At 64.2% G+C, this 26,880-nt stretch carries 6 protein-coding genes; 3 read left to right on the forward strand and 3 right to left on the reverse strand.

The annotated features are described in order from the left end of the window. Nucleotides 1-5 precede the first annotated feature (5 nt). Both AC6IW9_RS05130 and AC6IW9_RS05135 read right to left on the reverse strand, forming a co-directional pair. Complete coding sequence (locus AC6IW9_RS05130; protein WP_497769795.1) at nucleotides 6-20,861, reverse strand: non-ribosomal peptide synthase/polyketide synthase; 20,856 nt, start codon at nucleotides 20,859-20,861, stop codon at nucleotides 6-8. A 36-nt stretch (nucleotides 20,862-20,897) separates the two neighbouring features. Next, nucleotides 20,898-21,869 carry a TauD/TfdA family dioxygenase gene (locus tag AC6IW9_RS05135; RefSeq protein WP_497769798.1) on the reverse strand — a complete coding sequence of 324 codons (972 nt, stop codon included), beginning with the start codon at nucleotides 21,867-21,869 and terminating at the stop codon, nucleotides 20,898-20,900. Nucleotides 21,870-22,076: 207 nt separating this feature from the next. Here AC6IW9_RS05135 and AC6IW9_RS05140 point away from each other — a divergent pair, with 207 nt between their 5' ends. Together AC6IW9_RS05140 and AC6IW9_RS05145 are read left to right on the forward strand one after the other, a co-directional pair. Beyond that, a complete protein-coding gene (locus AC6IW9_RS05140) occupies nucleotides 22,077-22,904 on the forward strand; it encodes a phytanoyl-CoA dioxygenase family protein (protein WP_497769800.1) in 828 nt (275 codons plus the stop codon). A gap of 95 nt (nucleotides 22,905-22,999) precedes the next feature. Beyond that, nucleotides 23,000-23,227, forward strand: a complete 228-nt coding sequence (locus AC6IW9_RS05145) for an MbtH family protein (protein ID WP_497769803.1) — start codon at nucleotides 23,000-23,002, stop codon at nucleotides 23,225-23,227. A gap of 112 nt (nucleotides 23,228-23,339) precedes the next feature. Here the strand turns inward: AC6IW9_RS05145 and AC6IW9_RS05150 are convergent, their stop codons facing one another. Then, a complete protein-coding gene (locus AC6IW9_RS05150) occupies nucleotides 23,340-23,954 on the reverse strand; it encodes an SET domain-containing protein-lysine N-methyltransferase (RefSeq protein WP_497769806.1) in 615 nt (204 codons plus the stop codon). 815 nt (nucleotides 23,955-24,769) lie between these two features. Between AC6IW9_RS05150 and AC6IW9_RS05155 the strand changes: the two genes are divergently transcribed. Continuing rightward, the gene (locus tag AC6IW9_RS05155) at nucleotides 24,770-26,725 is read left to right on the forward strand and encodes a TonB-dependent receptor (RefSeq protein WP_497769809.1); all 1,956 of its coding nucleotides are present in this window, start codon (nucleotides 24,770-24,772) and stop codon (nucleotides 26,723-26,725) included. Nucleotides 26,726-26,880: the final 155 nt, after the last annotated feature.

Raw genomic sequence — 26,880 nt, forward strand, 5'->3', positions numbered from 1 at the left:
CGGCGTCACTCGAACTCCGAGAGAATGGCGTCGGCCTGCGCGGCCGCCTCGTCCAGAGGCGCCGACGACCCGCAAAGTCGGTCAGCGAGATCGCGGATCGTCGGGGCTTCGAACAGGTCCCTCGTCGTCAGCGAAAAGCCCATCCGCCGGGCGCGAGCGACCGCCCGAAGGCCGAGGAGCGAATCGCCGCCGAGCGCAAAAAACGAAGCGTTCACACTGACTCTCTCGAGCTTCAGCACATCCGCCAATATATCGACGAGCGCACGCTCGATTTCATTGCCCGGCCCGACATGATCGAGATGCGCCCCGTCCGGTGACGGCAGCGCGCGACGATCGAGCTTTCCGTTGGACGTGACCGGCATAGAGTCGAGCCGCACGAACAGCCCCGGCGTCATGTGCTCCGGCAGCCGTGTGCGCAGGCGCCGCGTCAAATCCGCGATCATGTGGTCCGGGTCTCCCGGCGCCACGCCGTTCGCGCTCTTCTGGAGGACGACATAGCCGACGAGTTGCTTCGCGCCGCCGACATCCCGAGCCGAAACGACGGCTTCGGCGACACGCTCATCGGCGAGAAGCGCCGCTTCGATTTCGCCGAGTTCGACGCGAAACCCGCGCACCTTGACCTGATTGTCGGTTCTCCCGATGAATTCGATGACGCCATCCGACCGCCATCGCACAAGATCCCCGGTTCGGTACAGCCGCTCTCCGGCACGTCGTGCGAAGGGATTCGGCACGAATCGTTCGGCCGTGATCGCCGCGCGATCATGATAATTCCGCGCGAGCCCGACGCCCCCGATATAGAGCTCGCCGGCGACGCCTTCGCCTACGGGCTTCAGGAAACTGTCGAGAATATAGAGCTGCGTATTCCAGATCGGACGACCGATCGGCGCCCAGGCGGAGCCGGAACCGGTCAGGCATTCCCACGAAGACACGTCGATCGACGCTTCGGTCGGACCGTAGAGATTGTGCAATTTTCCGTCGAACATCGCCGACAATGCCGCCCTCGTTTCCTCCGCCAGCGCTTCGCCGCTGCACACGACATGCCTCAAGCCCGGAAACCGCGCGCCGACGCCCGCCGCGAGAAAAGCATTGAGCATCGACGGAACGAAGTGAACGACGGAAATCCGCTCGGCCTGCAGCAACTCGCCGATTTCGGCCGGATCTCGATGAGACAGTGGAGGCGTCAGGATCAGACAGCCGCCGCACAGCAACGGCAGGAACAGTTCCCACACCGACACGTCGAAGCTGAACGGAGTCTTTTGCATGATGCGATCCGACGGACCGACGTCCAACGCGCTCCGCATCCATCGCAATCGATTCATGACGCCTTCATGCGTGTTGCCGACCGCCTTCGGCCGCCCCGTCGAACCGGACGTGTAAATGCAATATGCGAGATTTTTCGGCGTGACGGCGATCTCGAAGTCCGCTGCTTCTGCGCTTTCGATCGAGCCCCAGTCGCGATCGAGGCAGATGACAGCCGACGGATCGACTGATTTGAAAGGACTCTGCGTCCGACGATCGCCTTTCTCTGTTTGGATGTTCGACATTTGTCGCAGCACCGAATCCTGCGTCAAAATCGTCGAGAGTCGCGAGTCCTCGACGATGAATTGGATGCGCTCGAGCGGGTAGTCCGGATCGATAGGCACGTAGGCCCCGCCTGCCTTGAGAACGCCCAGCAGACCAACGATCATCTCGAATGAACGATCGACGGCGACGCCGACGAGCCCGTCCGGCCCGAGGCCGCGCGCCAGCAAGAACCGGGCGAGCCGGTCCGCGCGCGCATTCAATTCGCCGTAGCTCAGCGCATCTCGACCGAAACGCGCCGCAATCGCATCCGGCTTCGATCGCGCGCGCGCCTCGATCGCCTCATGCAGGCAGATCCGATCGATCGACTGTTCGACGCCGCGGCTCCAGATATCGAGGATCAAGGCCTCCTTCTCGCCCGAAGTCGGAGACAAGTCGCCGACCCATATCGTCGCCTGGCTCGTCATCCGCTCCAACAGGATGACGAGACTCTCGGCGATCGCATCAATTCGCATCTCGTCGAAAGCAGCGCGATCATAAGCGAAGGCCATCGAGAGCCCGCCTCCCTCGGGCGTGACCACGATAGCGAGAGGATAACTCGTCAACTCGATATTGGCGGCGTCTCCGAATCGGAGGACGTCGGAAGAACGCGCGCGCAGGCCGTGATCGACAGGATAATTCTCGAACACGAGGATGGTGTCGAAGAGCGCTCGGCCCGGCCGGCCTGTCCAGCGCTGGATGTCGTATAACGCGACATGGTCGTGTTCGCGCGCCGCCAAGGCGACGCTCTGAAGCTCCCTCAACCAGACATCCAGCCTCTGTTCCGGTCGTGGCCTCGAAACGAACGGGATCGTGTTGATGAAGAGGCCTATGGCATTCGTCGTATCCCCGAGATCAGCCGGACGCCCAGCGACAGTCACGCCGAACGCGACCGCGTCCTCGCCACACGCGTGCCGCAAGAACAAGGACCAGGCCGCTTGCACGAGCGTGTTCAACGTGACGCGCGCCGACTGCCCGAACGACTCCAACCGCTTCGTCAATTCCATCGGCAGAACGCTCTGTCTCGAAGCGCGTCTCGACTGTCCGTCGATCGAATTCGACCATCCGACGCGGGCGCAGGCGAATCGATCGGCCAGCAAGGTCGGAGCGTCGAGGTCTCGAAGCTGCTCCAGCCAGAATCGCCGGTCGCTTTCGGCGTCCCGCGAAGAGAGCCATGCGATATAGTCCCGATAGGAGATGCTCTCGCGCCTGACAGGCTCGCCCAGATAGTCCCCGACAACCTCGTCGAGCAGACGCGACGCGCTCCAGCCGTCCATCAGCAAATGATGATATGTCCAGATCAATCGATGGCGCGCGTCATCGAGCCGCACCAAAGTCACGCGTTGCAACGGCGGCCGGGATAGATCGAATCCCCGCAAGCGGTCCCTCTCGGCCAGATCGGAAAGGTCTCGGGCGTCGAACGACCTGCTCCGCCAATCGATTTCGTCTATTTCGACAGGAACGCTTCGGTGGACGAGCTGCAACGGGTCCGGAATGTCATTCGTCCACACGAATGCAGTCCGCAACGCGGCGTGTCGCGCAACCGCCGCCCTCCAAGCCCGCGCCAGTCGTTCCGCTTCGAGGCCGATGACCGAAATACCGAGCTGATTGACATAGAGCGCATCGCCTGGCTCGTGAACCGCGTGAAAAAGCATTCCACGCTGCATCGGCGACAGCGGGTAGACATCCTCGATCTCCCGCGCCGGCGCAGGAAGCCGCGCGAGCTGTTCGCGCGTAAGGCCCGAAATCGGCGCGTCCGATTCGGTGAGCGCGCCGGACGCCGGATTCAGGCAATGCGTGATGATCTCTTCGAGTTCTTTCTCGAATCGCTGCGCGAGGCCGTCGATCGTCGAGCGCTCGTACATCTGCCGGCTGTAGAGGAACGTAACCCGCAGCCGGCCCTCGTAGACCTGCCCGTCCACGCTCAGCCAACAGTCCAACGGCGCGTTTCGATCCCGGGTCGCTCCCACGCCCTCCATCGAGGCGACGAAGAGATCGCCCTCCGCCGACCCGTCCAGCTGACCGAGGTAGTTGAAGGTTACGCACGGCTCGTCATGCGGCTCCATAGCCTGGGGACGTAGATATTCGAGCAGTCCATAGCCAATTCCGCGTCGGGGAACGGCCCGCAATTGCTCCTTCACCGCTCTGATCGAAGCAGAGATATCCGTCGCGCCGGTCGTCGAGAAGGGCGCCAGACGAACCGGATAGAGGCTCGTGAACCATCCGACCGTTCGTGTTACATCGATGTCGTCGAACAGGTCCTCGCGTCCATGCCCTTCGAAGCCGATCACGATCGAATCGCTTCGGCACCATTCACAGAGGACGCGCGCCAGGGCCGTCAACAACAGATCGTTGATCTGCGTGCGATAGGCGGTCGGCGCGTGCTTCAATAGGTCGACGGTCGTCGACCGGTCGAACTCGACGTCGACGGTCTCGGCATCGCCTGCGACGACGTTCTCTATCGCGTGGTCGCGCGGCGGCTTTGCGCCGGGACCCGTGATCTGTTCCGACCAGAACGGAATCTCTTCGGCGAGGGTTCGGCTTCCAGCAAATTCGACGAGACGCTGGGCCCATGCGCGGAAAGGCGTCGTTCTGGACGGCAAGTCGATCGGCTCGCCACGCAAGGAGCTGGCATAGGCCATGCGCAAATCTTCCAACAATATGCGCCAGGATACGCCATCGACGACCAGATGATGGATCACGATGAGCAGTTGCTCGCTTCCGTTCGGCAAGCGGATATGCCGCGCCCGGACGAGAGGCCCCTCCGTCAAGGACAAGCTCTGTTGCGCAAGGTCGAACACGGCCGCCGCTTCCGCCTGGGACGCGACATCCGAAGACGAGAAAACGCCTTCGAAGTCGTCTCCAATGTCGTTCGGCAAAGACGAGCGCCATGCGCCTCGAGGGTCGCGTTCGAAGCGGGAACGGAGAATGTCATGATGGCGAATCGTCGCGGCGAGCGCCCGCGCGAGCGCATCGACGTCGAAGCCGGGGCGAGCGCTCAAGACGATGGATTGATTCCAATGATGTCTATTCGGAATGGATCGGGAGAAAAACCATTGCTGAATCGGGGTCAGCGGCGTCTCTCCCGAACCGGGCGCGGAGTCCGGCGCGACGGGACGGGCGACCGTCGCGCCGCCGGCGATCGCCTCGATCGTCTGCTTTTCGAACAGGTCCGTCAGCGTCAGACGCAGCCCCTTTCGGCGGGCGCGGGCAATGATCTGCAGGCTCAGGATGGAGTCGCCGCCGAGCTCGAAGAAATTGTCTCGGACGCCGAGCTGCGCAACGCCGAGAACGTCGCGCCAAATCTCGACGAGCGCGGCCTCGATTTCATTGCCCGGCGCCGTCGGCTCGTCGCTCGCGGCCTCGGGCGCCGGCAGCGCCTTCCTATCGATTTTGCCGTTCGGCGTCAGCGGCATGGCGTCGAGCGCGATCAGATGCGCCGGCGTCATGTGATCGGGCAGAGTCCTTCTCATGTGCTGACGAAGCGATTCGAGCAGGGCCGCTTTCCCGGCCTCGTCCTCCGCTTCATGGGCTCCCCGAAGAACGACAAAAGCGACGAGCTGTTTCGCGGAGCCGACCTCGCGTATGAGGACGACCGCCTCGCTCACCGCCTCATGCGAGAGCAGCCGCTGTTCGATTTCGCCGAGCTCGATTCGAAAGCCGCGTATCTTGACTTGATGATCGGCTCGGCCGACATATTCGATCACGCCGTCTGGGCGCCATCGCGCCAGATCGCCGGTGCGGTAGAGCCGCTCTCCCGACGTTCGCGCGAATGGATGAGGAATGAAACGTTCGGCGGTGAGGCCGGGTCGTCCGCGATATCCGCGCGCGAGCCCCGCGCCTCCGAGATAGAGCTCGCCGACGACGCCGGCCGGAACGGCCTTGAGATTGCGATCGAAAATGCAAAGCTGCGTGTTCCATATGGGCCGCCCGATCGGGGTAACGCCTTCGACGGCGCCGTCATATGTCCACGCGCTGACTTCGATCGCCGCTTCGGTAGGGCCATAAAGATTGTGCAGCTCGGCCGCGTGCCGCAGCCTCGCGGCGCGACATGTTTCGATCGGCAGAGCCTCTCCGCTGCAGACGATATGCGCCAGCGACCGACAGCTTTCGAGAGCGCCGGATTCGATGAACGCCTGCAGCATCGACGGAACGAAATGGACGATCGATATCCGATGAGAAAGGATGAGCGCCTGCAAGGCGAGCGGATCCTGGTGAGCTCCGGGCGGCGCGACGACGAGAGTTCCGCCGTCGATCAGCGGCCAGAACAGCTCCCAGACCGATACGTCGAAGCCGAGCGGGGTCTTTTGAAGGAAAACATGTCCGGTTCCCATGAGGCGACTTGTCCATGTCAATCGATTGACGACCGCCGCATGGGTGATTTCGACGCCTTTGGGGGCGCCCGTAGAGCCGGACGTATAGATGCAATAGGCGAGAGTCCGTGGGTCGGCGGCGACGCCGACATCCGATGTCGGACAAGCGGCGGCCTCCGCCCAATCGCGATCCAGAAACCAGAATTCGACATCCGCGCCAAAGCCGGAAAGCCGAGAAAGAAGGCGCTCTTGCGCGATGATGAGCGAGATGCCGGCGTCCGCCGCCATGAACGCGAGACGTTCGGCAGGATAGCCGGGGTCGAGCGGCGCATAGGCGCCTCCCGCCTTGAGAATAGCGAGCAGCGCGATCATCATCTGCGCGGAGCGTTCGACCGCGAGGCCGACCACCACATCCGCCCCGACGCCTTTCCGACGCAGCAGGTGAGCGAGCTGATTAGCCTTCGCGTCGAGATCGCCATAGGTCAGCGAGACGCCGCCAGCGAGGACGGCGACGGCCTGGGGCCTCTCTCGCACACGGTCCGCGATGAGCATATGCAGACAGCGGTCATCGCTTCGGTGATCGGATCCTCGGCCCCAGAGTTCGATGATGCGATCCCGGTCGGAGGAGTCGATCATCGAGATCGACCCCAGCGCCCTGTCCGGATCGATGGCCAAGCGCATCAGCAGGCCGACAAACTGCGAGCCGATCTCCGTCGCCCGTTCTTTGTCGATGATCGCTTCGTCATAGAGAATCCGGAAACGCAAGCCGTCCGACTGGTCGATGACGATCGCGACCGCGTAGCTCGTCGTTTCCACGCTGTCTCTGATTTCGGCCCGAAGCGTTCGCGCGACATCGGACTGCAGCGCGCGGTCGACCGGAAAATTCTCGAACACGATTATCGTGTCGAACAGCGGTCGGGCGGCTTCCGCCGCCCATCGTTGAATTTGGAACAGGGGGACATGCTCATGCTCCCGCAAAGCGACGTTTTCGGCCTGCAACTCCCTGAGCCAGTCGCCGACGCGCTGCTCGGCGAGCGGAGACTGGATCACCGGCAAAGTATTGATGAAAAGACCGACGAGGCGATCGGCTCCGGGAAGCTCGGCTGGACGCCCTGCGACGGTGACGCCGAAGGCGACGCTCGCTTCGCCGCAATATCGCTGCAGCAGCAATATCCACGCCGCCTGCGCCAGCGTATTCAGCGTGACGCGCTGCTCCCGCGCGAAGCGGGCGAGACTGTTCGCCGTCTCGGGGGCGAGGGCCGCGAACGACGCCGCGTGCCGGGGCTCGAACGGCGGTTCGGTCGCCGATCGTTCGCGCCGTCCGATGGCTCGCGCGAGCAGCGACGGCTGATCGAGCGAGCGCAACCGCGACCTCCAGAACGCCTCGCCGCTCCGGGGATTCTGTTCCGCCAGCCAGAGGATGTAATCGCGATAGCGTCCTTCGGCGGCGCCGGGCGGCGTCCCTCGATAGAAGGCGAACGCCTCTTCGAGCTGCAGCGCGGCGCTCCACCCATCGAGCATGAGATGATGATGCGTCCAGATCAGGTCGTGCCGGTCGTCGCGACGCGCGACGACAATGAGCCGCTGCAGACCTGGACGGCCCAGCTCGAAGCTCGCTTTGCGCTCGTTCTCCGCCAGCGCGCGCACGGCCGCATCGGTCAAATAGCGGCCGTCTTCGACTTGCACGGCCGAAGGGACGGTCTCGTGCACGATCTGGAGCGGAGAGGGAATGTCGCCCTCCCACAGGAAGCTGGTGCGTAGAACCGCATGGCGCGCCGTCACCGCGTCCCACGCCGCCACAAAGCGCTCGACGTCGAGACCCTCGACCGACACCGTCACCTGATTGACGTAATGGCCCGCCGCCGGATCGCGCAGCGCATGATACAGCATCCCCTGCTGCATCGGCGACAGCGGATAGACATCCTCGATCCCGCTCGCCGCGAGGCCGAGCGACTCGATCTGCGCCCGCGTCCACGCGCCGCCCGGCGCCGTTCCCAAAGACGCCGCTTGCTCCTCCGATCCCTTCGCCGTCTCGACCGCCGCTGCCAGGCGCTCGATCGTCTGGCGCTCGAAGATCTGCCTCGGCGATATCCTCAGCCCCTCTCGCCGCGCCCGCGCCACGATCTGAAGGCTCAGGATCGAGTCGCCGCCGAGCGAGAAGAAATTGTCCGTGATCCCCACCCGATCGACGCCCAGAATGTCCCGCCAGATCGACGCCAGCCTCGCCTCCGTCGCCGTGCGCGGCTCGACATGCTCCAAACCCTCCGCCTCCGGCTCCGGAAGCGCCCGCCGGTCCAGCTTCCCGTTCGGCGTCAGCGGCAACGCGTCGACCACCACCAGATGCGACGGCCGCATGTGATCCGGCAGCGTCGCCTCGAGGCGCCGGCGAAGACGCTCGACCAGCGCCCCCGGCGCCGTCCCCTCGTGGCGCGCCGCCACATAGCCGACGAGCCGCTTGCCCGACGGCCCTTCCAGCGCCACCACCGCCGCCTCGCCGACATCCGCCTCCGCCAGAAGCTGCGCCTCGATCTCGCCGAGCTCGACGCGGAACCCCCTGATCTTCACTTGATCGTCGGCGCGGCCCACATAGTCGATCGCTCCGTCCGGCCGCCAGCGCGCCAGATCGCCCGTGCGATAGAGCCGCCCGCCGCCCTCCACTCCGAACGGATCGGGCGTGAAGCGCTCCGCCGTCAGGCCCGGCCGGCCGTGATAGCCTCGAGCCAGACCTGCTCCGCCGATATAGAGCTCTCCCACCACGCCGAGCGGAACCGGCTGAAGATCCCCATCCAGAATCCGAAGCTGCGTGTTCCAGATCGGACGACCGATCGGAACGATCCCTCGCGTTTCGTTCTCCCCGCATTCCCAGACGGAAACGTCCTCCGCCGCCTCCGTCGGCCCGTAAGTGTTCAAAAGCCGGGACGAGTAGCGCGCGAAAAAGCGCTTCTGAAGCTCGGCCGGAAGAGCTTCTCCCCCGAGACAAACACAATGAAGATGCGCCAACCGACCCTCGTCGTCCGACGACATCAACGCCCCGAGGAGAGATGGAACGCATTGGAGCGTCGTGACGCCATGCCGGGCGATGTCATCGAGAAGACGGGACAAGTCGTCGCCATATCCTCCCGTCCGCATCACACATCGGCCGCCCGCAACGAGCGGGCTCAGCAATTCGAAAAGCGAAGCGTCGAACGAGAAAGACGCCTGATGCAATACTCGCTCGTCGTCGTTCCGGCGAAAGATCTCGCTCCCGAGCCAGTGCTCGTGATTGACGATCGCTTCATGCGTATTGAGGATCGCTTTCGGCAAGCCGGTCGATCCGGAAGTATACATGCAATAAGCGACGTTCTTTCCTTCGACGAGACGAGGAAGGTCCTCCGTCGAATAGCGTTCGAGCTCGGCCAGATCCGCGTCGAAAAGCCAGTAACGGATCGTCGGCCGAGGATCCCGCCCATCCGACTTGTGAGCCCGACCAGATTCGAAGCGCTGCTTCAGTTCGCCGGTCGTCAGGATCAACGTCAGTCCTGCGTCCGCGATCATGTAGGAGAGCCGTCCCGGCGGATAGCGGGGATCCAATGGCACATAAGCTCCGCCGGCCTTCAAGATGGCCAGGATGCCGACGAGCATCTCCGAACAATCGTCGATCGCGAGACCGACGAGCATGTCCGGCCCGACGCCGAGCGCTCGCAGCCGCCACGCCAGTCGATTCGCATCGGCGTTGAGCTGCGCATAGGTCACGCTGCAGATATCGGAAACGACGGCGAGCGCGTCCGGCCGCTCCTTCACGCGCGCTTCGATCAGTTCGTGCAGACAGCGCCCGTCGGGAGCGTGACGCTCGCCGCTCCCCCAGACATCGATCGAGGAACGCTCGCTTTCGGCGAGGATATCGATCTCGCCGATCGCCGCATCGGGCGAGGCTATCAGATTTTGAAGTGCTCGCGACAGATGGTCGCGGATCCTCTCGACGCTCTCCTCTCGCAGATGGCTTCGACGAAAGCCGAAGACGATCTCGATCTCGTCATCCGCCGAGACTCCGACCGCGAGTGGAAAGCTCGTCTCCTCGACGACGACGGGAGCGCCGAATTTCAGTTCGCTCGACATTCGCCGCCGCAGAATTTCGTCGACCGGATAATTTTCGAAGACGAGGATCGTGTCGAAGAGCGCCTCACCGGCGCGACCCGCCCATTTCTGAATATCGTACAGGGCGACATGTTCATGCTCGCGCGAGGCGAGGCTCTCGTTCAGCAGCTCCCGGAGCCAGGCGCCGAGCCGGCGTTCCGGCCGTAGCCTCACGACCATCGGTATCGTGTTGATGAACGAACCCAGCATCGCCTCCGAGCCGGGAAGGTCAGGAGGCCGGCCGGCGACGGTGACGCCGAAGGTCACGGTCTCCTGTCCGCAATAGCGATACAGCATCAGCGACCACGCGCCCTGGATCACCGTGTTCAGCGTCACGCGTTCCCGCTGCGCAAAAAGCTTCAGCCGTGTCGACAATTCCGGATCGAGACGCGTCGCGACGACGGCGAATTCGCCGCGTCCGGACGAGCCCGACGCGTCCGGCTCGCGCGAGAGCGAGTCGGCCAGCAGCGTCGGCTCGTCGAACAGGCGCAGGCGCTCTCGCCAGAACACTTCGCTCCGCGCGTCGTCCCGGTTCTGCAGCCAAGCGAGATAATCTCGATAGCGCGCGCCGAGCGGAGCCGGCGCCTCGCCGAGGTAATGAGCGAACGCCTCGTCGAGCTGCCGGGCGGAGCTCCATCCATCCGTCGAAAGATGGTGATAGGTCCAGACCAGATGAGTTCGATCATCGTCGAGACGCAGGATCGTCAAGCGTTGAAGCGGCGCTTCGTCGAGATCGAATCCACGCGCACGTTCACACTCGGCGTGATCGGCGAGCTGTCGCTCGCTCACGTCGCGTCCGCGCCAGTCGATTTCCACGATTCGCGCCTCGACGCTCCGGTGAACGATCTGCACCGGATGCGGCGTTCCCTCCCACACGAAGCTCGTGCGCAAGGCCGCATGCCGAGCCGTGACGAAACGCCATGCCGCCTCGAAACGTCGGATGTCGAGATGCTCGACCGTGACGCTCAGCTGATTGATATAAGGGTCCGCTCCGGATGCGTCGATCGAATGGAACAGCATTCCTTTCTGCATCGGCGACAATGCATAGACATCTTCGATGTCTCGCGCCGCGACAGGCAGCGCGTCGATGTCTCGCTGCCCGAGCACCGCCAGCGGCGCGTCGGAGGGCGTGAGCCCCGCCGCGCCGGAGTCCGTGCAATGCGCCACGATCGTCTCGAGTTCGATTCGGAAGTCCCTCGTGATTCGATCGATCGTGGCGGCGTCATAGAGCCGGGGGCTGTATCCGCAAGCGATCCTCAGCTCCTGCCCGAACACCCAGGCCTCGATGGTCAAGCCGCTGGTCAAGGTAGCGTCCGGGTCGCGGTTCGCGATGCGGCCCGCATCGATCGCCGAGAAAGCGCCGCCGTCGACGAAGCCAGCGTCCAACTGGCCCAGATAGTTGAATGTCACATCCGGCTCGACCCGGTCCCCGCTCGGCGCCGAACCTAGAGCGCGGGTCAGATATTTGAGAACGCCATATCCGAGCCCGCGACGAGGAACGCTCCTCAGCTGCTCCTTGATCGCCTTTACGGAAGCGCCGATCGCATCCGATTCGGACAGGATGGCGGCCATCTCCGGAAATGGGCTCAAGCGCACCGGAAAGAGAGTGGTGAACCAGCCGACGGTGCGACCGACGTCGAGATCGTCGAACACGTCCTCGCGTCCATGACCCTCGACCATCACGGCGACCGACTCGGCCATTCGCCAGCGGCACAACGCACGAGCGAGCGCGCTCGACAGGAGATCGACGACTTGCGTGCGATAGGCGTCCTGCGACTGCCTCAGCAGTCGCGTCGTGAACGCCCGGTCGAAGCGCAGCTCTATTCGCCCCGCTTCGCTCTCGAGGCCGAGATCCACGCCGTGACCGCGCGGCGAGGCGCCGCCGGCAGGCTCGAGCTGCGCCCGCCAATATTCGAGCTCTTCGGCGAGCTCCGGGCTGTGCGCATAGCTCTGCAATCGCGCGCCCCACGCCTGGAACGCGCTCGTCTTCGCGGGAAGAGCGACGGCCTCGCCTCGCGAGCACTGCAGATAGGCTGTCTGGAGGTCTTCCAGCAGCACGCGCCAGGAGACAGCGTCCACGACCAGATGGTGAATGATGAGCAGCAGACGGCCGCGTCCATCCGGGAACCGCGCATAGACGAGGCGCAGCAAGGGGCCGTTCTCCAAGGACAGGCTTCGCTGCGCCTCGCGACAGAGGAGGTCGAACTCGTCGAACGTCGTCAGCTCGCGAAACCAGACGATATCCCATCCGTCGACGTCCTCCAGCTCCGCGTGGATCGCCGACCAGACGCCCGAAGCGTCGCGGCGATATCGAAGCCGCAAGGCGTCATGATGTCGAATGACCGCTTCGAGTGAAGCCGTCAGCGCCTCCGAGTCGAGCGATTCTCGCGACTCGAGCGACACCGACTGATTCCAATGATCCCGCCGCGGAATGGAAAGATCGAAGAACCAGCGCTGAATCGGCGTCAACGGCGAGGAGCCGCCGACCGGGCCTCCCCTGTCGACCGACGCGATCGTCTCGACTGTGACCACGGCAGCGAGCGTCGCGATCGTCGGGCGCTCGAATATCTGTTTCGGCGTGATCGAGAGACCGTGGCGTCGCGCGCCTGCGCACAGCCGCAGGCTCGAGATCGAGTCGCCGCCGAGCGCGAAGAAATCGTCGTTCACTCCGACGTGATCGACGCCGAGGGTCTCCCGCCAGATCGTCACGAGGATCTCTTCGAGAGCGTCGTGCGGCGGCCGCTCGTCGTCCGTCGTGCGCGCGGGCTTCGGCAGGGCCTTGCGGTCCACCTTGCCATTCGACGTCAGCGGCAAGGCGTCCAGGACGACCACACGCGCGGGTATCATATAATCCGGAAGCGCAGATGCGAGATGGGCCTTCACACGCTCCGCGAGATCGGCCGAAGACGGCCCGCGCGGGACCACATAGCCCGTCAGAACCTTGCCCGAGGCGCCGTCATGCGCGACCGCCGCCGCCTCGCGAACCGCTTCGTGACGCGCCAGTTGAGCCTCGATCTCTCCGAGCTCGATGCGGCGGCCGCGAATCTTCACCTGCTGGTCGGCGCGCCCGATATATTCGATCGTCGCGTCCGCGCGCCATCGCGCCAGATCTCCCGTCCGATACAATCGTTCGCCGGGCGCTCCCGCGAATGGATTGGGCGTGAAGCGTTCGGCGGTCAGGCCGGCGCGTCCCAGATATCCTCGCGCGAGACCTGGTCCGCCGATATAGAGGTCGCCGTCGACGCCCACCGGGGCCGGATCGAGCGACTCGCTCAATATATAGAGCCGCATGTTCGGGATCGGGCGCCCGATCGGCATCATGCCGTTCGCCTGAATCGCCGTATCGCGCGTCAACGACTGGATGCAGCATCCGACGACGGTTTCCGTCGGACCATATTCATTCACGATGAAAGAGGTTCCGAGCCAGCGCTCGATGACCGCGGCGGGAAGCGCCTCGCCGCCGACGATGATGGCGCAGGGACTCGCCGACGGCCCTCCGTCGAACAACGCCTCGAGCGCCGACAGGTGAGCCGGCGTGACCTTGATCAGGCCGAGCGGAACGCCGGATCGCATGAGCCCGGCGAGCAGCTCGATCTCCTTCTCCTCCGGAGCGAGTAGGATCGGCCGCCCGGCGATCAGCGGCAGGAACAGGCTGGTGATGGTCGCGTCGAAGCTGATCGGCGATTGAACCACCGCGCCCCTTTCGTCGAGCGGATAGGTCGCGAGACCGGCCTGCAGATAGTTCGCCAGGGCGGCGTGCGAGATCGCGACCCCTTTGGGCCAGCCCGTCGAGCCGGAGGTGTAGATGCAATAGGCGAGGTTCTGCGGCTCGCCGATCATTTCGAGCCCGCTCGCGTCGAGACGCTCCGCCTCCCGCCAATCGCGGTCGAACCTCCAGACCAGCGGCTCCGCCGCCGCCTGCGCTCTCCCAGCGCCGACTCTCGAAAAGAGGTTCTCCAGCCTCTCGCCGCGAGCGAGGACGACGCCGACGCCCGCGTCCTCGATCATGAACAGGAGGCGCTCGGCGGGATAGCTCGGCTCCAGCGGCACGAAGGCGCCGCCCGCCTTGAGAATGGCGAGCAATCCGACGACCATATCCAGAGATCGCTCGACCGCGAGGCCGACCAGGACATCCGGCCCGACGCCCTTCCCGCGCAGAAGTCGCGCGAGGCGATTCACGCGCGCGTCGAGCTCTCCGAAGGTCGTGGAGACGCCTTCGTGGACAACGGCGACGGCGTCGGGAGTCCGCGCGGCTCGTTCCTCGATGAGCTCGTGCGGACGCCGAAAGTCGAACGGTCGCTCTTCGCCGCGGGGCCAGACGTCGACGAGCAGGGTTCGCTCGGCCGCGCGAAGAAATGATGCGTCGCCGAGCGGTCTCGAACCGGACCGCGCGAGCGCCTCCAGCATGGCGGTCAGATGATCCGCCGCAGCCTCGATTCTGGCGCGGTCGCATCGTCGGCTCGCGTAAGTGAAGGAGATCTCGATCGTCTCTTCGCCAGTCACCGCCACGGTCAAAGGAAAGCTGGTCGTCTCGACGTCGCTCGCCGCATCGAAGGTGAGCGATCGTCCGAAACGGGTCCGCAATCCTTTGTCGACAGGGTAGTTCTCGAAGACGAGGATCGTGTCGAACAGAGGCCGGCCGGGCCGGCCGGCCCAGCGCTGAATGTCGTAGAGCGGCGTATGTTCATGTTCGCGGAGCGCGGCGTTGTCGGCCTGCAGCGCTCGCAGCCAGTCGCCGACCGACTCCTCGGGGCGCGGGCTCTGGATCACGGGCAAGGTGTTGATGAACAAGCCGAGCATCGTCTCGGCGCCGCGCAATTCGGCGGGGCGGCCGGCGACCGTCACGCCGAAAGCCACTTGCCGGCGGCCGCAATAGCGCTGCAGCAAAAGGACGAAGGCGCCTTGCGTCAGCGAGTTGAGCGTCACCTTCTCCTGCTGCGCGAAACGCCGCAGGCGCCTCGTCGTCTCGCCGTCCAGACGGCGAATGACCGTCTCGCGATCGCCGATCGCATCGGCCGAGGAAGAACCATGCGCGGATGCGCCGGCGAGCGCGTCCATGAGGAAGGTCGGCTCGTCGAAGCTCCCCAGCCTGTCGGTCCAGAACCGCTCGTCCGCCGCCTCGTCTCGACGGTCGAGCCAGGCGATATAGTCGCGATAGCGGCCCGTTCTCGGCTCCGGCGCCTCGCCCAGGCAGCGGGCGAACAGCTCCTCGATCTGCAGCGCGGCGCTCCAGCCGTCCGTCAGAAGATGATGGTGGGTCCACATCAGACGATCGCGGCCGTCGTCGAGCCGCAGCACCGTCATGCGTTGCAACGGCGGACGCCGGAGATCGAAGCCCTTCGTCCGGTCCTCGGCGGCGAGCGCCGCGATCGCGCTTTCCGTGGCCGCCCGGCCTCGCCAATCGACGACCTCGATCGCCGAGGGCGCGCGCTTGCGCACGATCTGCAGCGGGCAGCGCAGATCCCCCTCCCACTCGAAGCCGCTGCGCAAGGTCGCATGCCGCGCCACGACCGCATCCCAGGCCGCCCGGAATCGCTCGACGTCGAGCCCCTCGACCGTCACGCTGAACTGGTTGACATAGAGCCCGGCCGCCGGATCGCGCAGCGCATGGAACAACATGCCTTGCTGCATCGGCGACAAGGGATAGACGTCCTCGATCTCATCGGCCGCGACGGATAGTCCGGCAAGCCGCGCCTCGTCCACGAGCGACGCATCCGACGAGCCGGTCCGCCCGCCGATGCGGGCCTCCTCCTCGGCGCTCTCGGCCGTCGAAGGGAGAGTCGCCGCCACGAGCGCGAGCCGCGCGATCGTCTGGCGTTCGAACATTTGCTTCGGCGTGATGTCCAGGCCTCGCCGACGCGCGCGGGAGACGATCTGCAGAGCGAGGATCGAATCGCCTCCGAGCGAGAAGAAATTGTCGGCGACGCCCACCGTCTCGAGGCCCAGCGTCTCCCGCCAGATAGCGGCGAGAATCGTCTCCGTCGCGCTGCGCGGCGCGACGAAATCCGCGAAAGTCGCATCGGGCTCGGGCAGCGCCGCGCGATCGAGCTTGCCGCTCGTCGTCAGCGGCAGCGCCGCCAGCGTCACCACATGGGCCGGCGCCATATAGTCCGGCAGCGCGGCGAGGAGATGCTCGCGCAACCGACCGGCGAGATCGCCGGCGGCCGCCCCTTCGCGCGGCGCCACATAGGCCGCCAATTGCTTGCCGGACGCTCCGTCGCGCGCCACGACAACTGCGTCGCGCACGTCCCCGTGCTCCCGCAGCCGCGCCTCGATCTCACCGAGCTCCACGCGAAATCCACGCACCTTCACCTGATGATCGGCGCGGCCGACATAGTCGATCGCCCCGTCGGATCGCCAGCGCGCCAGATCGCCGGTGCGGTACATCCTCTCCCCCGGCCACCGGGCGAAGGGATCCGGCGCGAAACGTTCCGCAGTGAGCGCGGCGCGGCCATGATATCCGCGCGCGAGAGCGAGCCCGGCGATGTAGAGCTCGCCGGTCACGCCTTCCGGCGCGGGCGCGAGATCGGAATCGAGAATGTAGAGCTGCGTGTTCCAGATCGGGCGGCCGATCGGAACGCTCGACGAGCCGCGATCCGGCCGGCAGGGCCAATAGCTCACATCGACGGCCGCTTCGGTCGGACCATACAGATTGTCGAGCCGGGCGCGACGGCTCATGGCGAAGCGCCGCGCGAGATCGGGGCGCAGCGCCTCGCCGCTGCACACGACCTGCCGCAAGCTCACGAGCGACTGGGCTTCCGTCGCCTCGACGAACGCGTCCAGCATCGATGGAACGAAATGCAGGATCGTGACCTGGTGCGCGTCGACGAGCCTCCCGATCGCTCGCGCGTCGCGATGGGCTCCCGGCGGCGCGACGACGATTTGCGCTCCGGACATGAGTGGGAGGAACAGCTCCCACACGGAGACGTCGAAGGTGAACGGCGTCTTGTGCAGGATGCGGTCGGACGGGCCGATATCATAGGCCTCGCGCATCCAGATCAAGCGATTGACGATCGCTTCATGCGTGTTCGCGACGGCCTTCGGTCGCCCCGTCGAGCCGGATGTGTAGATGCAATAGGCGAGATTTCGCGGCGTGACACGGCAGTCGAGATCGGCGTCGCCGAACGCTCGGACATCGTCCGTTTCGCGATCGAGGAGCCACAGACGCGCCGCCGCGGCCCGGTCGTCGGCGGTCGCCGAAAGAACCGTCGCGATGCGCTCCTGCGTCAGCACGACGCGCAGCCCGGCGTCGGCGATCATGAATGCGAGACGCTGCGCGGGAAGATCCGGATCGAGCGGAACATAAGCGCCGCCCGCTTTCATGACGGCGAGGAGTCCGACGATCATCTCGATCGAACGCTCGAGCGCGATCCCGACCAGAACGTCTGGTCCGACGCCGATCGCGCGCAGGCCCCGGGCCAGACGATTGGCGCGCGCGTTGAGCTCGCGATAGCTCGATGAAGCCGCGCCGGAGACGACGGCGACCGCTTCGGGACAGGCCGCGACGCGCGCTTCGATGATCTGGTGCAGACATAGGCTCGAGCGCGCCCGGCTCTCGCCGCGTCCCCAACCCCCGAGAATGAGCGAGCGCTCCTCGGGCCGCAAAATGGGAATGTCCGCGATCCTCGTATCGGGATCGGCGGCCGCCGCCCCGAGGAGACGCTCGAAATCTCGGAGCAGCCGGTCGATCGTCGCCGGCTCGAAACGATCTTCCGAATAGACGCAAACGAAGTCGACCTCGCTGTCGCGTTCTTCTATGTCCAGGGCGAGATCGAACTGCGCCGCATCGGGCCGATGTCGAAAAACCTCGATCTCGACGCCGCCGGCGCGACGCGACTTCGGTCGCAGCCGGGCGTCCAGATGATTGACGATGATCTGGAACAATGGATTGCGATCGGCGCTGCGCTCGGGACGCAAGGCCTCGACGAGCCGATCGAAGGGCAGGTCGCGATTGCGCTCGGCGTCCACGACGGTCCGACGAACCTGCTCGACGAGCTCGCGAAAGCGAAGCTCGCCTTCGACGATCACGCGGAGGACGAGCGTATTCGCGAAAAGACCGATCACCCCCTCCGACGCCGTCTGCGCGCGACCGGCCGTCGGCGCGCCGAGGCGCAGGTCCGACTGGCCCGTGCGTCGGCGCAGCAACGCTGCGAACGCCGCCACCGATACAATGAACAGGGTCGCTCGCTGCGCCTCGGCGATCGCCCGCAGACGCGCCGTCAGCTCGACGTTGATCGTGATCCGACGCGTCCGCCCGCGACGAGGGCCGTCCGACGAGCGCGGATGGTCCGGCGGCAGCTCGAGGACGGGATGTTCGGAGCCGAGCGCCGCCGTCCAATAGGCGAGCTGCCGCTCGCCTTCGCCAGCGCCGAGAAAAGCCCGCTGCCAGATGGAATAGTCGATGTATTGAATCGGGAGATCCGCAAGATCGGGCTCGAGGCCCTCGACGAGGGCGTCGTAGAGCGCGACGAGCTCGTCCGTGAGCGCCTGCATGGACCAGGCGTCGCAAATGATATGATGCATCGTCACGATCAGGAGATGACGCCGCGGCTCGCATCGAATCAGCCTGACCCTCGTCAGCGGACCATTCTCGAGATCGAACGGAGCCGCGGCTTCATCGCCCAGCAGACGCTCGATTTCCCGCTCGCGCTCGCTTTCTTCCAATCCGCCGAGATCGGACCGGGAGACGACGACGCCGCTCGCCGGCTCGACACGCTGCATCGCTCCCTCGGGCCCCTCGAAAAAACGCGTTCGAAGCGCCTCGTGGCGTTCGATCAGCCGCATGAAGGCGGCTTCGAGCGCCACATCGTTCAATACGCCGGACAGGCGCGCCACGCCGGAGATATTATAGGCCGCGCTGGAGGGATCGAGCCGCCAGAGGATCCATAGCCGCTCTTGAGCGTGCGACGCGCGCGCTTGCGTCAAGCCCAGGCGCGAGAGGCTCGGAACGCCGTCTCTCTCTTCCTTCGGCGCGTCGCGCAGCGCCTCGGCGAGACCGGCGGGCGTGGGATTCTCGAAGAGATCGCGAAGATCGACGTCGAGCTGCAATCGGTCCCGCAACCGCGCGACGATCTGCGCCGCGGCGATCGAATTTCCGCCGATGAGGAAAAAACTGGCGTCGGCCCGGATGGGCTCGACGCCCAGAACCTCCTTCCAGACCCCGATCACATCCTCGAGGTATGGCGCGCCGGCGCCGCCGCGATCGTCCAGGACCACGGAGCGAGACGAGTCCCCGCCGGGGCCGCGCGCCGCGAAGACGTCCAACGCGTCGGCCTTCCAGAGATCATGACAGCGGCTCCGCTGCAACTTGCCGCTCGTCGTCATCGGAAGCGAACCCGGCTGCAGCAGCAGGACGAGCCCGGCCGGCTCCTGGACGGCGCGCGCGACCGCCTCGCAGATCGCATCCGCCAATGCCTCCGCGGAGACGACGCGTTGCATGGAGCGGCTGATTTCCGCCGCCACGCCGATGGCTTCCCGCCCGTCGAGCGAGACCGCGAATACGGCGACGCGCCCACGGCGGACCGCGTCGACTTCCGCCTCGATCGCCGCCTCGACATCTTGCGGATAGATGTTCTGACCGCGAATGATCACGAGATCCTTGCGACGGCCGGTGACGAAGAGCCGCCCCTCGCGCAGGAAGCCGAGATCGCCCGTCCGCAAGAAGCGCGCGCCGCCCAATTCGCGAAACGTCGCATCGGAGGCTTCTCGATCGTTCCAATAGCCCGTCGAGACGCTCGCGCCCCCGAACCAGATTTCGCCGACGCCGTCCTCTCGTGTGTCGACGACTCGGATCTCGTGCCCCGCCGGCGCCCGGCCGCAGCAGACCGCCTCGCTTTCCCCGAAGGGCTCGGCGCGGAGGCCGGCGCCTTTCGCTCCGCCAGCGACGAAGAGCGTCGCTTCGGCCAAGCCGTAGCAGGGGTAGATCGAGCGTCGGTCGAATCCCACCGAAGCGAACCGCTCCGCGAATGCGGCGAGAGTGCGCGCCCGAATCGGCTCGGACCCGCAAAATGCGAGCTTCCAGCTCGAAAGATCCAGTCCGCGCAGGTTCGCCGTGGATATTCGCTCGGCGCAAAGCCGGAATGCGAAGTCCGGGCCGCCGCTGATCGTTCCGCGATAGCGTGAAATCGCCTCGAGCCACCGCCGGGGCCGCTCGAGAAACTGCCGCGGCGACATCAAGACGAGCGAGGCGCCGCTGAAGAGTGGCTGAATAAGGCCGCCGATGAGGCCCATGTCGTGAAACAGCGGCAGCCAGCTCACGACGACGTCGTGCGGCTCGATCTCGAACGCTTCCTTGATCGCGGCTTCGTTCGCGAGAAGATTGCCGTGAGTGATCTTCACTCCCCTCGGATCGGCCGTCGACCCGGACGTATATTGGAGAAAGGCGACGGTCTCCATGCCGACGGCCGGCGGCCGGCGGACGTCGGCATGGAGACCGTGTCGCGTGACGATCTGCGCCGCATGGCCGCTTTCTTCGAGCAATTCCCGCATCGGATCGTCGTGGGTCTCCACGATCACGATCTTCGGGCGGCAGTCCCGCAGAATCCCGCTGAGACGCTCCAGCGTCCCGCGCGCCGCCCTATCCCGCGGATGGGCCGGAACCGCGATCATGCCCGCATAGACGCAGCCCAGAAACGCGACGGCATAGTCGATCCCGCTCGCGAGGCACAGCAGGACGCGATCTCCCGGCGCGGCCGATTCCGAGAGGCGGCTCGCAGCCGAGCGCGCCCGCGCGTCCAACTCCGCATAGGTGACGACCGCGGGCCGGTCCCATGCTTCGGCGAGGCTGGTGATCGCGATCTTCTGGGGATGGCGCGCGACATGCCGGCCGAACGCGTCGACCAGACTGCTCGGAATATTGCTGGAATCCAGCGTCATGGGCTTCGAAACCGCCGATCGGAAAAATGTGCGCGCCTAGTGAGGAAGCGCTCCATGAGCCCGCGCCATGGCAACGAGAATTTTTCGCTCGCCGCGAAACGCTGTTCGGCCATGCGCGACGAGCATGTTGTCGAGCATCAGTACGTCGTCCCGCCGCCACTCGAACGTCACTGTGGCGGCGGCGATGACCGACCGGACGCAGTCGAGACTCTCGTCGTCGAGCGGCGTTCCGTCTCCATAATAAGCGTTTCTGGGCAGATCCTCCTCGGCGACAGCGTCGAGAAGCGCTTCGCGCACCGGCGCCGAGAGGCTCGACACATGGAAGAGATGAGCCTGGTTGAACCAGACGGTCTCGCCCGTCTCGGGGTGCCGGGCGACCGCTTGCGCGATCTGACGCGTCCGCAGCGTTCCGTCCTCCCTCCATTCGCACGAGATTTCATGCTCGCGGCAATATCGTTCGGCGTCGCTTCTGTCGGCCGTGTGAAAGACGGTCTGCCAAGGGAGATCAAGTCCGGCTCCGTAGTTTCGAACATACATCACCTTCTTGGTTTCGAAGCGCTCTTTGATTCGCGATGGCATCTCCCGATAGATCCGGCGGCTGTCGGCGACGGGCGTCTCTCCACCCGACGCAGCCGGCGTCACGCAATGGAACCAGATGCGCATCGGCCATGATCGCGTGTAGGATTGCTCGTTATGCAGCGGAATGTTCTGCGACGCAGGATATTCCGTCGACGTGTAGACGCGCTTGCCGATATGGGAGCGCGGCGTCGATGCGAAATCATACGAAAGCAGCGAGTCCCCGAAGGACTCCGCGATCTCGTGAAACGAATTGGAAGCGGAAAGCGAAAAGCCTCGAAACAATATGCCTCCACAGCGTCGGAGCGCCGCTTCGATCTCCCCACGCCGGCCGTCGATCGTCGATCGAAGTGTCTGTCGCGAGGCCTCCGCGAGCCAAATGTGAGGCAGACTTTCGCCTGTCCCGAATCCTGCAAAATCGCTTTCAGGCATCGCCCCCTCGTCGGATGAACTCCTGCCTCCAAAATCGCGGTGCGCCTGCATTCTGACGCGCATCGCTATATACAAAAGATACAGATGTGCGATTATCTTGTCATCAGAAAATCGGCCCGCGGCGCAGCGATCGGCTCCGTCGGCGCATATTTGCGAGCTCGGCGTTCTTTTCTCGATATCCCCAAACGTTCGGAGGAGTCGATGCGATTGACGGACGACAGCCTCGAATCGTTCCGCAAGGACGGATATTTGGTCTTGCAGAGCGCGTTTTCGCCGCGGGAGCTCGACGTCATGCGCTCGCGAGTTGAAGCCCTCGCCGGAATCGACGCGGACAGCCGCGTGTTCGAGCGCGACGGCCGCACGCTGCGCGCTCTGCACGGGTGCCATCTTCAGGATGCGTTCTTCGAGCGGCTCCTTCGCTTGCCCGCCCTGCTCGAGCCTGCCCGGCAGATCCTCGAAGGGGAGGTTTACGCATATCAATTCAAAGTGAATATGAAGGCCGCATTTCGCGGCGACGTCTGGCCATGGCATCAGGACTACATCTTCTGGCGCAACGAGGACGGGATGCCGGCGGCTCGCGCGGTGAGCGCGATGGTGTTTCTCGACGACGTGACCGAATTCAACGGTCCGCTCTATTTCATGCCCGGGTCGCAGCGCGAAGGCTGCATCGAGCCGTCCGAACGGTCGAACGACACGGCGGGCTGGCGCGACGACGTGAGCGCCGACCTCAAATTTCAGATTTCAGAGGATCGCCTCACGGCGTTCGCAGACCGTTACGGCCTGGTCGCTCCGAAAGGACCGGCGGGATCGCTCGTGTTTTTCGACTGCAACATCGTGCACGGTTCGCCCTCGAATATTTCGCCCGCGACGCGGCGCATGCTGATCATCACCTACAACTCGATCGGCAATGCGCCCACGATGCGCGCCCGACCGCGCCCGGCCTTCCTGGTCGGCGCATCAACGACCCCGCTCGTTCCGCTGACCGAAGCCCTATGCGCGCGTCTCGATCGCGTCCCGGCGTCCGATGATCCGTGATTCGGACATCGGCGCGTCCCGAGGCGCGCCGAACCGGAATCTTCACGCCTTGCGCGCGTTGCATCCGCTCATCTGCGAAAAGAGGAGAAACGCACATGACATTCGACCGCGAAGACCTTGTTTTCAACGTCGTCGTGAACGATGAAGAGCAATATTCGATCTGGCCAGAATACAAGGAGCTCCCGCTTGGATGGCGAAAGGCCGGGTTCTCCGGATTCAAAAAGGAGTGCCTCGAATATATCGAGAAAGTGTGGACGGACATGCGGCCGAAGAGCCTGCGTGACAGCATGGCGGCCGCCGCTTCGAAGCGGCCGGACCCGTGAACCGCGCGGGGTCCTCGAGAATGCGGCGGCGGCTCGGAATTCGCGTCCAGACGCCGGCAAGTCGAGCTGTGGCGTGTGGCCGCGCCGCGGCCATCGGCGCGTCGGGCCCCGACTACGACTCTGGTCGTCGCTTCTGTTCCGATCGCAACAAGTGATCGGGAATTATTCCTTCCGCCTCGTATCGTTCGACGACGTCACGCGGCAGATCCCTGAATCCGTAGATCGAGCCACGACAGTTCGAAGAGCGGCAACGGCATCTCATTCCGCTGATGGTCACTTCATATTCCAGTGACGCATAATCGAATGTCACCTCTTGGCCCGGCTCCATCGGCTTGCGCGCCACGATTTCGATGAACGGCGGCCTCCCATCGGAACGGTGAACACGCATGAAAGCGGTCGGATCACACGAGTGATTCATGAACCGACCGAAATCCGGCGCGCTTCCATTGATCATAGGCTCGATATGTTCCTCCTCGCCAATCGCGAACGAGTATTTGCTCGCCCTCTCGCCGACAGGGCCCTCGACGAGACAGAGAGTTTCGCCGCGTTCGTAGCGACGCTTCGTGAGCACACCGAGTTCACCCTCCACCGAAGGGCTGTCACCGACCCTCAATCCTTCTGTTTCCGGCGAATGGTTGTTGCTCGAGGGATCCGCCGCCTCACGACTCGGCCTCGTCTCTTCGACCAACGTCAGCGGTATACGAGGTTCGTCTTGCCGGACCTTCAAAAATCACTCTCCGCAATCGGGTCGAAGATCGCTGCGCCGCAAGAGCGCTCTATAATCCATGCGATATAGTTACATATGCGAACCGCCATGGTCAAAGGCAATCGAACGGCTTTGTTGCCTCCCGCGGCCGCCGCGTTGCGCCTCCCGACGCGGAGCGCATTGTCGAGCATCTCGCGTGCCGCCGAGTTAGGCGCCAGAAGACCTCCGAAATTTCCATTATATGTTTGTATTATATATTAAATATCGATCGACCGGGGGCGTTGCCGGGCCGTCTCGTCGAGAATGCCGGCAATGTGCCTTCTTTATCTACTTGCACTATATAACGATATCCTTATCCTGAAACTCAGTTTGGCTTCTTTCACGATCGTTCCGAGGAATTCCACGTCCTACATGTGACGCGATCACGCCGAGCCGGATTTCCGGGGCGGCGGTTGCGGGACCCGGGTCGAACGGGAACTCGTTTCGGCATCGAACAATTGCTCCACAGTCATCAGCGTCCACCACAGAGCCGGCATTGTCGGTGCAACGGATAGGCTGTAACTAGAATGTGCACAAGAACCGGGTCTCTCTGGGTCGGACGCTCTCGCTACCTGTCGAGTTCCGCCGTTTCTCTGGCCGCGTTGGTGTGCGGCGCCCAATTCTCATGGGCGCAAAACGCCGAGCCGGTTCCCGACATCACTGTGACGGCGCCTGCGGCAGAGTCGGACAGCGCGATCGAGCGGCTTTTCCCGCCGCCGTCGAAACAGTCCGGCGATGGTAGCACGGCTGCCGGATATAGGGTCGACTCCGTCAAGGACGTCGGTCCTTTCAAGGATATGAAACTTCAGGACACGCCTTATACGGTGAACGTCCTCTCCAGCGATTTCATCGAGAACACCCAGTCCTATGCGACTCCGGGCTCGTTCCTCGAGAAAATGCCGGGCGGCATTCAATACAGCTACACGGACCAGCGCCCGGTCACGGGCACGCCGCTGTTTCGCGGATTGGGGAACACCGGCCAGCAACGTGTGGACGGCCTGCCTGTGCCGACCACGTCGGGGCTGCTTTTTCTCGAGCCGTTCGATCGCGTCGAGGCGCTCAGCAGCGTCTCCGGCTTCATGTATGGCGTCGGAAACACGACGGGACAGCTCAATTATGTGCTGAAGCGCCCAACTCGCGCGCCCTTTTTCGCCAATGTGACGACAGGCGTGCTGATCGGAACCAGTCCCTATGGTCATGTCGACGTCGGCGGACGCCTCGCCGATGGGAGCGTCGGCTATCGATTCAATCTCGTCGCCCAGGGTGGAGACACGCTCGTCAGCGGACAAAATCTGACGAAATATGCGTTTAGCGGCGCCGTGGATTATCAGCCATCGGAGAGCGTGTTGCTGCAAGTCGACGGATTCGTCGGCCGGTGGAAGGGCATCTTGCCGGCCATATGGATACCGGGAACCGACAACGTCAAATATTCATCGACTCCGGTTCCGGACCCGTCGAAGCTGTGGAGCCAGCCATGGTCCTACGCCGACACGCGAACGACCATGCTCGGGACCAAGCTCACGCTCGACATCACCGATTGGATGACGACGCGCACGGCGTTTCGCTACACGGATACCTTGTACGCCAGCGATTATATGAATAATTTCATCAATGAGGATTGGACCTACGACCAGATGATCTTCTCGCTGCGGAATTACGATCGCTGGAATGTGACCGGCTATCAATATGTCGATTTCAAATTCGACACATTGGGCGTCGAGCACACCTTCACCGCCGGCATCGTGGCCAATCATTACGAAGAAAACAGCGCGCAGGACAATATCGCGGTCACCTACGACACGCCTTGGATCGGACTGCCGATGTTCGCTCCGTCCTTCCGGCCGAATCCCAGCCCGGTCATCGGCAAGCTCCCGCGCTACACGCCGACCGAGGTCACGACGACGAACTGGTCGATCGGAGATAGGATCGAGATCTCGAAATATTGGAGCGCGCTGCTCGGCGTGTCCTTCTCGCACATCGAGCAGGTGAACCGTCGAATCGACAGTACCGTCACGAGCGATTACACAGCCGACAAGGCCACGCCGACTTTCGCGCTGCTCTTCAGGCCCGTGAGCTTCGTGACGTTGTACGGCTCCTATGTGCAGGGATTGCAACAGGGGCTCGTCGTGAACGGCGCTCAATATACCAACAATGGCACGACTCTGCCTCCCTATCTGCGCGAGCAATACGAGGTCGGCGTCAAGGCGACGATCGGCAATGTGCTCTATTCGCTCGCCTTCTATCAGATCGAGAGCGCGCTGCAGTATCGGCTCAACAATGGCGACGGCACTTTGACCTATGTGCAGAACGGGCTGCAAAGGAACAAAGGAATAGACTTCAGCGCCACGGGAGAGGTCTTGCCGGGATTTCGGTTCCTCGGCGGCGTCTCCTTTGTCGACCCACGCGTCGTCAAGAACGATTCGGACACTCAGACGATCGGCAAGCGCGCGTCGACGGCGGCGAACTGGCTGCTCAAGGCGACGCTGGAATATGATCTGCCGTTCGTCCAAGGGCTGACGCTCACAGGCGGGGCGTATTACACGAGCGCTTTCTACGACGACATCTACAACACCGACCGAATTCCGGGGCGCGCGACCTACGACGCCGGCTTCCGCTACACCACGTCGTTCGAAGGAACGCCGGTCATCGCCCGCTTCAACGTCAGCAATCTCGCCAATTCGGCATATTGGGTCGCGGGCGGCGTGGTGAGCGATCCACGTCGCTTCGCCGGCTCGATCCAAGTCAAATTCTGATCTCGGGAAGTGGCTGGGGAGGACGCGCGTCCTCTGGCCCGGGCAGCAAAGAAGGAAGCGGTCCGCCGCACATTCGAAATCCCATGTCGAGAGCAGTCAATATCATCGGAGCAGCGATCTATGTGGACATGTCGGCATGCGCGCATCAATGCCGA

The sequence above is a fragment of the Methylosinus sp. shoA genome (assembly GCF_059718125.1).

What these genes read in the sequence shown, in the direction of transcription:
- AC6IW9_RS05145 (WP_497769803.1), top strand. Translation starts at nt 23,000, where the DNA reads ATGACATTCGACCGCGAAGACCTTGTTTTCAACGTCGTCGTGAACGAT.
- AC6IW9_RS05155 (WP_497769809.1), top strand. Translation starts at nt 24,770, where the DNA reads ATGAAACTTCAGGACACGCCTTATACGGTGAACGTCCTCTCCAGCGAT.
- AC6IW9_RS05135 (WP_497769798.1), bottom strand. Translation starts at nt 21,869, where the DNA reads ATGCCTGAAAGCGATTTTGCAGGATTCGGGACAGGCGAAAGTCTGCCT.
- AC6IW9_RS05130 (WP_497769795.1), bottom strand. Translation starts at nt 20,861, where the DNA reads ATGACGCTGGATTCCAGCAATATTCCGAGCAGTCTGGTCGACGCGTTC.